Raw genomic sequence first — 12,489 nt, forward strand, 5'->3', positions numbered from 1 at the left:
TAATGTGTTATTGTGTTCTTTGTAAATAAGCATCAAAGAAAGCAAAAAAAAAGGAGAATCGAAAGATTCTCCTTAACTCTTGTTATCTATTTCTTATTATTTGGCATCTTTGGCTGTCATATTGCCTTCGATATACAAACGCATCATTTCCGTTTTGGCATTCGTGCGAAGGGTTATTGATTTTTTGAAGTGTCCCGGATATTTACCTGTCCCGTTGTAAGTTACCTTAATAGTACCTGTCTTTCCGGGAAGAATCGGTTCTTTTGTATAATCGGGCACCGTACATCCGCAGGATGCTACTGCCTGATGAATCACCAAAGGAGCGTCACCGATATTAGTGAAAGTAAATACACAAGTTACCACCGGACTGTTTTCAGAGAATGTCCCGAAATCATGGGTCGTTTTGTCAAACTTGATTTGGGCCGACTGCGCAGACGCATAGCTTATCCCCATCACTAACATTACTGCGAAAAATAATATCTTTTTCATACTTATTTCCTTTTTATTGTTTACGAAAGACAAAGGTAAAGCTTTTTTTTAGAAATAATACTGTATCTTTGCGAAATAGTATTAAAAAAGAGACAAACAATAACAATGAACGTAAGGGATATCATTTTAACGGCTTTCGCATTATTGGTATGCGTTTCCTGTAAAAAGGAAAAAGAAATGACACTTTCCGGACTGAACATACGCGATTTTCAGACAGAAGTGGACGGGCAATTGACAGACTTGTATGTACTTAGAAATGAGAACGGGATGGAAGCCTGTATTACGAACTACGGTGGGCGTGTGGTCTCACTGATGGTTCCGGACAGAAATGGGAAAATGGAGGATATCGTGTGTGGTTATCCTACGATTGCCGATTATCTGGCAACAAAACAGAATTTCGGGGCGACTATCGGGAGGTATATCGGCAGGATAGTGAATTCAACGTTTACGCTGGATTCGGTTACTTATCATCTGATGCCGAATACGGATACACATTGTGCCCACGGTGGGGATCCGGGGTTTGCTTCCAAAATATGGCAGGCGGAACAATTGGATGAAAATGCATTGAAATTGTCCCTTTTCTCTCCCGATGGAGAAAACGGCTTCCCCGGAAACCTGAGAGTACACGTTATTTTTGTATTGACAAAAGACAATGAACTGGATATTCATTATGAAGCTGAAACGGATAAGCCGACTGTCATCAATTTGTCTCATCATTCCTTCTTTAATATTTCCGGTGACTTCAATACGACAGTAGAGGACCAGTCGCTTTATATCAATGCGGATATGTATACACCCTATGATTCGCTGAAATGTGTGACCGGAGAGATCTTACCGGTAGCCGGAACCCCGTTTGATTTTACCACACCGCATGTGATTGGCGAACGGATCGATGAAGATGTCATGCAACTCAATATCGTGAAAGGTTATGACCACAATTGGGTGCTGAATACGGATGGGGATGACACGAAATTGGCAGCCCGCCTGATTGATTTTAAAAGTGGGCGTACAATGGAAATATATACAAACGAGCCCGGATTACAAATATATACAGCTAATGGATTGCGCGGCGCAATGGTGGGGAAAAAAGGCATTGCCTATCAAAAAAGAAGTGCTATATGCATGGAAACGCAGCATTTTGCGGATAGCCCTAACAAGCCGCAGTTCCCGTCGACCGTACTTCGGCCGGGCGAAAATTATAAGAGCCGTTGTACCTATCGTTTCGGCATCGAAAAATAACAAGCGTCCTTGCCGGGGGTAAGCACCGGAAGGAGATAATATAAGCAGGGTGCTTAAGAGCGTTGTTACCGGTGCTTACGGACACTGATCCCGGTGCTTGTGAAAACCGGTTCCGTATATATTAATGTAAAAGAAATCGATCCCGATATACCGGAAGACTTAAAAAAATGCCGGTTGCATCCGAATGAAATGCAACCGGCATTTTTCATTACTGACCTTTTTTCTATTTTTTCAATTCAAAGCCTAACATCATTCCATCGTAACTATCAGCCAATGAGCTGATGGCATTCAGAGTCGTATTACTACTTTTACTGGATATGAAAGATATCAATTTCAGTAATTTATCCGAATTGAACAATAACTCCATGCTGCTACTCGTACAGTTTACTTTAGCGTTCAGGTTCAACAATCTGAAATACTTCAGGTGTACCGTCTTGTCGGAAGTATCATAGGAATACGTTCCGTTCATCGTGCGTTTTCCTACGGTGCTTGTAAAAGTGCTGTCCGCATTGAAAGTAAAACTTACCTGTCCGTCTTTAATACCGACTTTGGCAAGTTGCTCGTTCAATTTGTTCTCGGCAAGAGAAGCGGCAGCCGCACCACCGGCTTTTTGCAGGAGATTGTCCGATTCAAACTCTATGGCCGAACCCGAGTAAGTCCATGTACCGGTCATATCTATCGCGTTGTTACCGGTTACGGCATTCACTACTTTCTCGATGTTTTCTTTTTTAAATAAATCGGCCCATGATTGCGCCTGGATGTTTGTTGTTACAAACAATAAAGCCGACACGATTGCTAATGATAAAACATACTTCTTCATTGTTTCTTATTAATTTATTTTGAATTAATATCCTTATTAATGCTTTCGATATAATCTAATATTTCCTCACGCCCCGTCCGGTCTTCCGACGACGAAACAAAATAGGGGGGGAGTTCTTCCCACTGCTTGTGCAGTTCCCGCAGATAGGCATTGATGTTCATTTTCAATCGTCCGCCTTTCAGTTTGTCGGCCTTTGTGAATATGATAGAGAAAGGTATCCCGTTTTCACCCAGCCATTCCATAAATTCCAAGTCGATCTTTTGCGGTTCCAGCCGGGAGTCTATCAAAAGGAAAAGATTAGTCATCTGTTCCCGTTCCAGAATATAATCTTCGATGATGGTACGTATCTGGTCCTGACCTTTCATGCCGCGACGGGCATAGCCATAACCCGGAAGGTCGACGATGTACCAGCCGTTGTTGATAAGAAAATGATTGATAAGCATCGTTTTCCCGGGAGTAGCCGATGTCATGGCAAGCCCCTTACGGCCGGTCAACATATTGATAAGGCTGGATTTGCCCACATTCGAACGGCCGATAAAAGCATATTCGGGAAGGCGTCCGGCCGGACATTTCTTCACGTCCGTGTTACTGATGATAAATTCAGCATTTGATATTTCCATGTTCTTTGTTTTTTAATTCTTTTGAAGATAAAGCGTACATCCCTGCAAAAGTAAGCATTCCGTTTAGCATAAGCAACTCATAGCCGAACTTATATCCATAACTCTGCATTGCGAAGCGGTCGAGCGCATAACATAGTATCGGAGAAGCCACCGCAATAAAAGGCACCCAGCGATCCCGCGTCCTACGCCGGGTGAACAGCCCGAAAGCAAACATCCCCAACAACGGGCCGTAAGTGTAGGAAGCAATTATATAGATAGCATCGATCACACTTTTACTGTTCAGTGCTTCTACCAGACAGATGAAAAAAACGAGTATGACGGATAAGGTGATATGTACTTTTCCGCGACGGCGGAGCGCGACCTCTTCGACATCCCTATCCGTTCTGAGTAAATCCACACATACGCTGGTGGTCATAGCCGTCAGTGCAGAATCGGAATTACTGAATGCCGCCGCAATGATGCCGATGGTAAATAATACAAGTACGGTTTGCCCTAAATAGCCTTGAGTGGCGAACAAGGGAAGGATATCATCGTTCACCTCGGGAAGCGCTAAATTCATTTGTCCGGCCAGCGTCAGCAACAGTATGCCCAAGCATAGAAACAGAAGATTTAGCGGGATGAAAGAGAATCCGTAGCAATACATGTTCTTCTGTGCCTCGCGTAGATTCTTGCAAGAGAGATTCTTCTGCATCATATCCTGATCCAGTCCCGTCATCACGATCACGATGAAAATACCGCTTAGAAATTGCTTGAAGAAATTCTGCCGCGACATCCAGTCATCAAAAACGAATACGCGGCTGTGCGGGCTATTACCGATCATCGTCATTATTCCTCCATCTCCCGTATCCAGCTTCTGTATCGTAAAATAAATAATGGAAATCAATGCCGCTATCAGGCAGAATGTCTGCAACGTGTCTGTCCAGACAATGGTTTTGATACCACTCTTGTGTGTATAACCCCATACCAGCGCCACCGAACCGGCAGCAATAGCCCAGAAAGGTATGCCCATATGCCCGAATACATACGTGTGGAGAATAAGACAAACCAAATAGAGTTTGGCAGCCGTACCGAGCATTCGCGAAAGCAGAAAAAAGAAAGCGCCTGTACGGTAAGTCTGCACACCGATCCGAGTGCCGAGATAACTGTAAATACTTGTCAGATTGAGCCGGTAGTACATCGGAAGCAGCACGTGCGCCACCACCAGATAACCGAAAAAGAATCCGAAGACAGTTTGCATATATGTCATATCCATACTTCGCACCATCCCCGGCACGGAAACAAACGTCACTCCCGATATGCTGGCGCCAATCATTCCGAAGGAAACGATGTACCACGGCGACCGGTTCTCTCCCCGGAAGAATGCAGCATCCGAACTGCTTTTCTTTCCTTTTCCGGTGAGCCGGGCAATCAAAAGCAGTACTGCAAAATAGCAGATAATAGTGACCAGTATCCTCATAACGGGCGCAAAGGTACGATTTATTTTGCAATTTATTTTCTATCTGTAAATCAATGAGTATATTTGCGCAGAATTATAGAACCGAGTTAGAAATATATATGAACCAACAATATCCATCCGTCCTGCTTGAAAAGGCTGTCGGAGAATTCTCCAAACTTCCCGGAATCGGACGAAAAACCGCTATGCGGCTGGTACTGCATCTGTTACGGCAAGATAATGCCACGGTCGAAGCTTTTGGAAATTCCATTATCACCCTGAAACACGAAGTGAAATATTGCCGCGTATGTCATAATATATCCGATACCGACACCTGTCAGATCTGTGCGAATCCCGCCCGTGACGCTTCCACGGTTTGCGTAGTAGAAAACATCCGCGATGTAATGGCGGTAGAAGGCACCCAGCAATTTCGCGGACTGTATCATGTGTTGGGCGGCGTCATTTCTCCGATGGATGGGGTAGGGCCGAGCGACCTGCAGATAGACAGTCTGGTGCAACGGGTAGCGGAAGGTGGAATAAAAGAGGTGATATTGGCTTTGAGTACCACGATGGAAGGAGATACGACCAACTTTTACATTTATCGCAAGCTGGAGAAGATGGGTATCAAACTCAGTGTCTTGGCCCGTGGTGTCTCCATAGGCGATGAATTGGAGTACACCGACGAGGTGACATTGGGCAGGAGTATTGTTAACCGGACGGTATTTACCGGAACCGTATAATTAAGCTAAGAAAATCATTTAGATGGAAGAACAAATAAAACACATTGCGAAAAGCCAGAGAATCGTTTATGTCATTTTCTGGGCAGTTGCCATATTACTGGTAGTTGGCGGTGAAACAGAACTCTTGCCTGTCGGCCTTTTTGCCGATGATGTGCGAACCTCCTATTATCTTGAGACGATAGGGATTTTGCTTACTGCGATCAATATTCCCTTTTCCATGAAATTATTTTCTCTCGTATTGACACGCAAGATTGACAATCTTACTTTTCCGGTGGCTCTCAGTCGTTATGCAGTGTGGAGTCACATACGTTTGGGACTGCTTGCTATCGTAGTTGTCTATAATCTTCTGTGTTATTATATGACACTAAACAGTACCGGTGCCCTTTGCGCTTTATGCGCTCTGACCGCTTCGTTTTTTTGTCTGCCCAGTGAAAAACGACTCCGTAATGAACTCCATATAAATAAAGAAGAATGAAGCTCACAGTTGTCATTGTTAATTATAACGTAAAGTATTATCTGGAACAATGTCTTCTATCTCTTTACCGGGCCGTAGAAAACATCCCGACAGAAGTAATAGTGGTAGACAACGCTTCTACCGACGGTTCTCCGGAATACATCGTCGAACGTTTTCCCCAGCTGACCTATATCTACAATAAAAGGAATGTAGGCTTTGCCTGTGCCAATAACCAAGCTATGGAGAAAGCCCGGGGAGAATATGTACTGTTATTAAATCCCGATACGCTGCTTCCGGAAACAAATATCGCTGAAGTGCTTGAGTTTATGGATACCCACCCCGACGCAGGTGCCTGTGGTGTGAAAATGCTTGCACCGGATGGACATTTCTTGCCGGAATCAAAAAGGGGATATCCGTCTCCGGCAACTTCTTTCTGGAAACTTACGGGCATGCATCGCATATTTCCTGATAACCCTCGTTTTGACGGGTATTATCTTTCCCGTCTGGACGAGAACGCCGTTCATTCGGTCCCCGTATTGGCCGGAGCCTATATGATGCTTCGCAGAAAAGCTCTAAACAGTTCCGGTTTACTCGATGAAGATTTCTTCATGTACGGTGAAGACATTGATTTATCCTGTCGCATAACCGAAGCTGGGTACAAAAACTATTATCTGCCGTATCCTATTTTACATTACAAGGGAGAGAGTACATCGAAAGAGTCTTATCGGTATGTACGCGTATTCTACGGAGCGATGGATATATTCTTCTGCAAACATGGTACACATTATCCATTATTATACCGTTGGATGGTACGGGCAGGTATTAAACTGCAAACTTGGCTGAAGCTAAGCATCGTTTTCATAAAAAAGCATGTACCGGCTTTATACGCCGATAGAGGAAAATGTGAACCCCGCTTTCTTATATTTTCCAGTGAAAAAAACATGTACAGCATCCGCGCTATTTGTCAATCGAATCAATTAAACGAATCCCATCATTATGTGATTTCAAATGAAAGATCGACTGTTGCAGGCCATAATCTTTTGCAGAAAGAGAATTTTGGCGGTTTCACACATGTGGTGTATGATAGCAGCGTCTTTTCTTATTCTGCAATACTCTCTTTACTATCCCAAAGTCAGGAGGAAAAGCTTTTGTTAGGTATTTATAATCCGAAAAGCCGCGTATTGGTAACTCCTGAAAGAAACTATGTATAAGTAGACAACATGAAACAATCTTATTTAATAAACGACCGTATTTACCTTCGCGCAGTCGAACCGGAAGATATTGACGTAATGTATGAAATGGAAAACGATCCGTCCATGTGGGATATCAGTAGTTTCACCGTACCGTATTCCCGTTATGTGCTGCGCCAGTACATTGAGGGCTCTCAAAGCGATATGTTCGCCGATAAGCAGTTGCGCCTTATGATTATCCGCCGGGAGGACAACCGGACGATCGGCACGATCGATATAACCGATTTTGTTCCTTTACATTCGCGTGGCGCTGTAGGAATAGCCTTACATGCAGATTGTCGTGGTGCCGGATACGCTTCCGATGCACTAAACCTGTTATGCGATTATGCTTTTGATTTTTTACAAATCCATCAGCTTTATGCCCATGTAGCCACGGAGAATGAAGCCAGTATGAAATTATTTGCATCCTGTGGTTTTGCGCAATGCGGACTGCTGAAAGATTGGCTTTCGACATCGGAAGGCTATAAAGATGCCGCTCTGATGCAACGCATAAAAATAACGCTGAATGAAAGCGGCAAATAACTGCTGTTATCCAAATAAGTGTTGAATTAATTTAGTGAAGGTACTTGTGGAAAACGTGACCAGGTTTCATATTTACTGCCTAACTTGCCCAATGCGTTTTTCCACATATCTTTTACTTCTCCATCAAGCAAATAAGAAGGATCTTCCTTAGCTATAATCCAAGTGTTTTCTTTGATCTCCTGTATCAACTGTTCACATTCCCAACCGGAATATCCCAAAAAGAATCTTACTTTCCCGTTGATCTCATTACCTTGTAAAATGTGCTTTTTCAGTGCATCAAAATCTCCATTCAGATATAATCCGTTACTTACCGGAAGCGCTCCGGGAAGTTGGGATAAAGTGTGCAGATAGAACAGGGTATCGGTCCCTATCGGCCCGCCTTTATATAAAGGGATGTCTTCCAGATACTTAAATTCTTTAACGACATCATTAACTAACAACGGGAGTTGTTTGTTCATTATCAGACCCATGCTGCCTTCGCTGGTATGATCGACAAGCAGTACTACCGAACGACCGAATGTAGCATCACAGAGAAAGGGTTCCGAGATCAGAATCTTTCCCCGTGACGGCAATACATTATTCGATTGTATCTTGAATATGTCGGCATTGATATTGTTCATGCGATAAATATAAATATTTTTTTCACAGGAACAAACTATCTTCTCTTTTTTTTTACTTTTCCGTGTACTTTTTATGATATGGGATGGTTTTCCTTAAAAATTTTCATTCTTTCATCCAATTGTACATATTGATGATCTTTTATGAAAGAAGTGCATGCCCGTAATCCTTGCTGATGGCTTCCCGTAGTGACAAGCGAAATCGCGCTTACCCCATAATACATCAATTCTTTTGCCAACTCGCCACTTGTCATGCCCGGATAGCCAATCGTAAAATAGAAACCGTCGGCAATAGGTTCACCTAAATCTTTATCATAGACAAGATGAAAACCATGACGCAGGAAAATCTCTTTCAGCTTTCGCGCCCGTTCTCCGTATATCTTTACTTCATCAAGGAAATTATATTTTCCTTCATTAGCCGCTTTCAGCATTGCAGCCATAGCAAACTGTGCCGAATGGCTGGTACCGGAAGACAAGGCATAAAGAACACGATGAATAAATACCGTACCGAATGTACCGCCACCGTAACGCTTCGTCAATCCGGGATAACTGCGGTGATATAATTTATCAGAAATACAACTGACGCCAATACGCTGTCCTGCATAACTGAATGCCTTGGAACCGGAAATCAACAATATATAATTATCGGTATAGTGAGCTACAGACGGCTGATAAGGTGCTTGGAACGGAGTGCTGAGATCTTTACGGAAATCCATTGCGAAATATGCCAGATCTTCTAAAACAATGACGTCATACCGGGTTGCCAGCTCGCCTATAATTCTGAGTTCTTTATCGCTTAGGCAAATCCAGCTTGGATTGTTAGGGTTAGAATAAATGATGGCAGATATATTTCCTTTTTCCAAGTAACTTTCCAGTTTCTCTTTTAGCTTGTCTCCACGGAAATCATATACATCGAATGTTTCATATTTTTGTCCCATCACCACAAGCTGCTGTTTTTGTACCGGAAATCCCGGATCGATGAAGAGTATCGTATCTTTTTCTTCATTACACTGGCTGCAAGTAAGGAATGAAGCAAAAGTGCCCTGCATGGAACCCGTCACGGGGACACATCCTTCCGGCTTCAGGTCTACATTAATAAATGCTTTGATAAAGCGTGAAGCTTCCTGTTTTAGTTCCGGAAGTCCATTGATATCCGGATACAAACTTGCTATTCCTTTTTGTAGCGCTTCTACTTCTGCCTTTACACCGACAGTCGAGGGGGGGAGACCGGGTACTCCCATTTCCATTTTAATAAATTCGACTCCGGATTCTGCTTCCGCTTTAACGGCAATAGCCTTAACTTCGCGAATGGTAGCTTTAGAGAAATCCGCAATTTGAAATTCTTCAATCGTTTCATCGATCAAATGTCGTTCGATAGGTGTATTTTTCATGCCTTTCCTTTTATATATAATATGTTTCTGTGGTACAAAGATAAAGAATTAATTTATCTGTAGAATCTTTTTCTTTCGAGAGTTATCCCGAACAAAATTATTCTCTTTTTTTCTTTCAAACTATTGCAAATATAAAAAAAATATCTACCTTTGCATCCGCAATCGAGAGAGATGACTAATTAAAATAGATATTGGTTCGGTAGTTCAGTTGGTTAGAATACATGCCTGTCACGCATGGGGTCGCGGGTTCGAGTCCCGTCCGGACCGCTTTCGAAGAAAGCGAAATAAAGAAAAAGCTCTGTAATTCATGAATTACAGAGCTTTTTCTTTATTGCTACAATGAATAAATATTTCTGTTTGTATTTATGCCAATTGTCATATCTTATGAATATTCAATTCGTTTCTCGTAGAGTTTCGCCCCATTTGTCGTAGAGTTTTGAGTCGTTCCTCGTAGAGCAACGGATCGATTCTCTACGGCAAAATAACTGCTTACACAACATTTTGATAATCAATAATTTACAAACAGGCTTAACTGTTGATAATTTTCCCTATTCAAACGGTCTCTTTTTTCCCTTTTCCGCATTTATGGTGACATTTTTAGAAATTAATATTCACACCACCCATAAAAGTCGCTTTCGGCATAGGGAATCCGTCATTTATCTGGTATCGCTGTGCCAGCAGGTTTTCTCCCTTAGCGAACAGACTGGCAAATTTACAAAGTTTGTAACTGCCGGTCAGATTCCACAATACAAAATTCTCCTGTTTCTCACTTCCGGTATCGACTGAGGTATAGAGTCCTTTTATGTACTGTAAATCAGTAGAAATTCCCCATCTGCCTTTTGAGAAACTGATGCCGGCATAAAGTTTATGCTCAGGAGCGGCAAGTACCGGATGCTCCATATGCAGCCAGCTATAATTGGCAGAAACGCTCCACAAAGAGTTTATCCGGTAAGCAATATTCGCTTCTATCCCCCAATTCTCTATTTCGCCAGAGTTGATGTTACGGGGTGGACGGGTGGAGCGGTCGGTAATAATCACATTATCCCCATTAATATAATAAAAGTTTGCACCGTAAGCCAATGCACCGTTCCATAAATGCTGTGAATATGATAATTCGTAGTTTACCAACTTTTCCGGCTTTAAGTCCGGATTTTGGGGAGGAAATATAAACATTTCGCGGATAGTAGGATTACGATAACCTTTACCGACCATTGCTTTCAATACTGCATTTTCGGGCAGATGAAAAGACAAACCGCCTTGTGGTACCCATTCTGTACCTACTTGTGTATGATGATCCACACGTATACCGGCATCCAGGGTCAACCAATTACCAATAGCTTGGCGAAAGTCAATATAGCCGGCCAGTTCATTCATATTTTTATTGGCAATGTCTTCATTGTGGCCATCGCTCAAATAATGACTCCATGCATGACCGCCAAAATGAAGATAGTCAAAACCGAGAGTCAATCGGTTTCCTGTGAAGAGGGTAGCACTTTGATACCATGACAGCCCCATCATCCGGTCCTTAGAATTAAAACGGTCATCAATCGGCTCTTCTCCCGTACCATATCCATCGTTTATTTTATGCCGTCCCCAGTTGTAGAAAAAGCTCAATGCTCCGGATGTATTTTCATATTTGTTTTGTAAAGCAAACGAAGTCATTCCTCGTGTAATGCGGGAATCATTATCAAACATCGGTTCATTTGTTTTCCCCGGATTGGAGGCATTGAAATGGGTGATGTTTACATCGCCATATATATTCCAGAAATCATTGAATTCATAACCTAATTTGGCATAACCGCCATATTGCTCAAACTCCATATTATCCCGATGCCCGTCTGTCCGGTTATACGATCCTGTGACCACGCTGCTGAAACGCCCTTTTTTCACAAAATTCGAAAATTCACTCTGAAGCGTGTTGTAAGAGCCGTAACCTATCCGGGCACCGGTTTTCACTCCGTCCTGTTGTATCTTTCGGGTAACAATGTTGACAACACCACCCATCGCATTTGAACCATAAAGGACAGAAGCCGGGCCACGTAATACTTCCACCCGTTCGGCCAGCATCGACTGATAAGCATCAGCGATCGGATGCCCCATTAATCCCATGTATTGCGGATGTCCGTCGATAAGAATCAGCATACCTGCCGCTCCTCCGATTCCACGCAAGTTCATGCTTCCGGCCGCACCGTCTGATACACCGTATCCCATTACACCTCTGCCGGTAATGAATAATCCCGGTACTTGTTGAACCAATGTCGGCAATAAAGAGGGTTGATAGCTGTCTTCTATCTGTTTACGGCCAACAACAGAAACTGTCATCGGCAAATGACGAATATCCGTCTCGCTGCGTGTTCCCGTCACAACCACCTCGTCTATTCTATAATTTTTAGTTGTATGGATGGTGTCATTTTGTGAATAAACAGACAGGGACGAACCTAAAAACATGCAGGCCAATAAGGTGACTGATTCCTTTTTCTTTCTTTTCATTGTAAATAGTTCTGGTGTTTCTAGTAATATTAAGAATCTGTCTAAATTTTCCTTTCTGAGGTTTTCATCAGCTTATTTTGAGCTTGTTTTCGGTCTATTTTCCCATTTTCATTCGTCAGGCTTACCGTTATCCTCCCCATAAAAATGAAGAAATATCCTCAAAATAACTCTCAAAATAATACTGAGCACGATTTAAACAGGCTCTAAAAGAATAAAATTCCGGAAGATTACTATTCGGTTTTTCAATCCGAACCTTCCACTTCGCAAAAATAGAGACTTTTTTTCTTTCCACTTGTAGACAAATTACTATTATTACTACCCAAATTACTGATTTTGACCGCATGAATAAAAACAGGGTAGTTCTTTATTCATACTTCTCCTGCTTTTATCATTTTGCCATACCACAAAATTGCAAGAGGGAAGGA

At 42.5% G+C, this 12,489-nt stretch carries 12 protein-coding genes and 1 tRNA gene; 6 read left to right on the forward strand and 7 right to left on the reverse strand.

Features of this window, described 5'->3' with window-relative positions:
• Positions 1–96: 96 nt before the first annotated feature.
• Positions 97–489 carry a DUF1573 domain-containing protein gene (locus RB604_RS14650; protein WP_025819035.1) on the reverse strand — a complete coding sequence of 131 codons (393 nt, stop codon included), beginning with the start codon at positions 487–489 and terminating at the stop codon, positions 97–99.
• A gap of 105 nt (positions 490–594) precedes the next feature.
• On the opposite strand from RB604_RS14650, the gene RB604_RS14655 reads away from it, so the two are divergent.
• The gene (locus RB604_RS14655; RefSeq protein WP_055294699.1) at positions 595–1,728 is read left to right on the forward strand and encodes an aldose epimerase family protein; all 1,134 of its coding nucleotides are present in this window, start codon (positions 595–597) and stop codon (positions 1,726–1,728) included.
• A 223-nt stretch (positions 1,729–1,951) separates the two neighbouring features.
• On the opposite strand, the gene RB604_RS14660 is transcribed toward RB604_RS14655, so the two are convergent.
• From RB604_RS14660 to RB604_RS14670, 3 genes are read right to left on the reverse strand one after another with little or no spacing between them, the layout of a single operon-like run.
• The gene (locus tag RB604_RS14660) at positions 1,952–2,548 is read right to left on the reverse strand and encodes a DUF4923 family protein (protein WP_005932096.1); all 597 of its coding nucleotides are present in this window, start codon (positions 2,546–2,548) and stop codon (positions 1,952–1,954) included.
• A gap of 14 nt (positions 2,549–2,562) precedes the next feature.
• The gene (gene yihA, locus RB604_RS14665) at positions 2,563–3,168 is read right to left on the reverse strand and encodes a ribosome biogenesis GTP-binding protein YihA/YsxC (RefSeq protein WP_005932094.1); all 606 of its coding nucleotides are present in this window, start codon (positions 3,166–3,168) and stop codon (positions 2,563–2,565) included.
• Complete coding sequence (locus tag RB604_RS14670; RefSeq protein ID WP_055294701.1) at positions 3,149–4,624, reverse strand: sodium:solute symporter; 1,476 nt, start codon at positions 4,622–4,624, stop codon at positions 3,149–3,151. The genes yihA and RB604_RS14670 overlap by 20 nt, the downstream gene beginning before the upstream one ends.
• 98 nt (positions 4,625–4,722) lie before the next feature.
• Here RB604_RS14670 and recR point away from each other — a divergent pair, with 98 nt between their 5' ends.
• Genes recR through RB604_RS14690 form a run of 4 tightly spaced genes read left to right on the forward strand, consistent with a single transcriptional unit; the run spans position 4,723 to position 7,566 of the window.
• On the forward strand, positions 4,723–5,340 hold the full coding sequence (gene recR / locus RB604_RS14675) for a recombination mediator RecR (RefSeq protein WP_055294760.1): 618 nt from the start codon (positions 4,723–4,725) through the stop codon (positions 5,338–5,340).
• Between the two features lie 22 nt (positions 5,341–5,362).
• Complete coding sequence (locus tag RB604_RS14680; RefSeq protein WP_021936211.1) at positions 5,363–5,815, forward strand: hypothetical protein; 453 nt, start codon at positions 5,363–5,365, stop codon at positions 5,813–5,815.
• The gene (locus RB604_RS14685) at positions 5,812–7,005 is read left to right on the forward strand and encodes a glycosyltransferase family 2 protein (RefSeq protein WP_055294703.1); all 1,194 of its coding nucleotides are present in this window, start codon (positions 5,812–5,814) and stop codon (positions 7,003–7,005) included. The genes RB604_RS14680 and RB604_RS14685 overlap by 4 nt, the downstream gene beginning before the upstream one ends.
• 9 nt (positions 7,006–7,014) lie before the next feature.
• Entirely contained in the window at positions 7,015–7,566 is a 552-nt protein-coding gene (locus tag RB604_RS14690) for a GNAT family N-acetyltransferase (RefSeq protein ID WP_005932084.1), read from the forward strand.
• A 26-nt stretch (positions 7,567–7,592) separates the two neighbouring features.
• Here the strand turns inward: RB604_RS14690 and RB604_RS14695 are convergent, their stop codons facing one another.
• Positions 7,593–8,186 carry a YqgE/AlgH family protein gene (locus tag RB604_RS14695; RefSeq protein WP_005932082.1) on the reverse strand — a complete coding sequence of 198 codons (594 nt, stop codon included), beginning with the start codon at positions 8,184–8,186 and terminating at the stop codon, positions 7,593–7,595.
• Positions 8,187–8,257: 71 nt separating this feature from the next.
• Positions 8,258–9,574, reverse strand: coding sequence for an aminotransferase class I/II-fold pyridoxal phosphate-dependent enzyme (locus tag RB604_RS14700; RefSeq protein WP_005932080.1), 1,317 nt, complete (start codon positions 9,572–9,574; stop codon positions 8,258–8,260).
• Positions 9,575–9,767: 193 nt separating this feature from the next.
• Between RB604_RS14700 and RB604_RS14705 the strand changes: the two genes are divergently transcribed.
• A tRNA-Asp gene (locus RB604_RS14705) sits at positions 9,768–9,841 on the forward strand.
• Positions 9,842–10,171: 330 nt separating this feature from the next.
• On the opposite strand, the gene RB604_RS14710 is transcribed toward RB604_RS14705, so the two are convergent.
• Positions 10,172–12,064: a TonB-dependent receptor plug domain-containing protein gene (locus RB604_RS14710; RefSeq protein ID WP_055294705.1), complete on the reverse strand. Its 1,893-nt coding sequence runs from the start codon at positions 12,062–12,064 to the stop codon at positions 10,172–10,174.
• Positions 12,065–12,489: the final 425 nt, after the last annotated feature.

The organism is Bacteroides salyersiae (genome assembly GCF_031172035.1).
In the GTDB taxonomy this organism is placed as follows: domain Bacteria; phylum Bacteroidota; class Bacteroidia; order Bacteroidales; family Bacteroidaceae; genus Bacteroides; species Bacteroides salyersiae.

What these genes read in the sequence shown, in the direction of transcription:
- RB604_RS14650 (WP_025819035.1), bottom strand. Translation starts at nt 489, where the DNA reads ATGAAAAAGATATTATTTTTCGCAGTAATGTTAGTGATGGGGATAAGC.
- RB604_RS14655 (WP_055294699.1), top strand. Translation starts at nt 595, where the DNA reads ATGAACGTAAGGGATATCATTTTAACGGCTTTCGCATTATTGGTATGC.
- RB604_RS14660 (WP_005932096.1), bottom strand. Translation starts at nt 2,548, where the DNA reads ATGAAGAAGTATGTTTTATCATTAGCAATCGTGTCGGCTTTATTGTTT.
- yihA (WP_005932094.1), bottom strand. Translation starts at nt 3,168, where the DNA reads ATGGAAATATCAAATGCTGAATTTATCATCAGTAACACGGACGTGAAG.
- RB604_RS14670 (WP_055294701.1), bottom strand. Translation starts at nt 4,624, where the DNA reads ATGAGGATACTGGTCACTATTATCTGCTATTTTGCAGTACTGCTTTTG.
- recR (WP_055294760.1), top strand. Translation starts at nt 4,723, where the DNA reads ATGAACCAACAATATCCATCCGTCCTGCTTGAAAAGGCTGTCGGAGAA.
- RB604_RS14680 (WP_021936211.1), top strand. Translation starts at nt 5,363, where the DNA reads ATGGAAGAACAAATAAAACACATTGCGAAAAGCCAGAGAATCGTTTAT.
- RB604_RS14685 (WP_055294703.1), top strand. Translation starts at nt 5,812, where the DNA reads ATGAAGCTCACAGTTGTCATTGTTAATTATAACGTAAAGTATTATCTG.
- RB604_RS14690 (WP_005932084.1), top strand. Translation starts at nt 7,015, where the DNA reads ATGAAACAATCTTATTTAATAAACGACCGTATTTACCTTCGCGCAGTC.
- RB604_RS14695 (WP_005932082.1), bottom strand. Translation starts at nt 8,186, where the DNA reads ATGAACAATATCAATGCCGACATATTCAAGATACAATCGAATAATGTA.
- RB604_RS14700 (WP_005932080.1), bottom strand. Translation starts at nt 9,574, where the DNA reads ATGAAAAATACACCTATCGAACGACATTTGATCGATGAAACGATTGAA.
- RB604_RS14710 (WP_055294705.1), bottom strand. Translation starts at nt 12,064, where the DNA reads ATGAAAAGAAAGAAAAAGGAATCAGTCACCTTATTGGCCTGCATGTTT.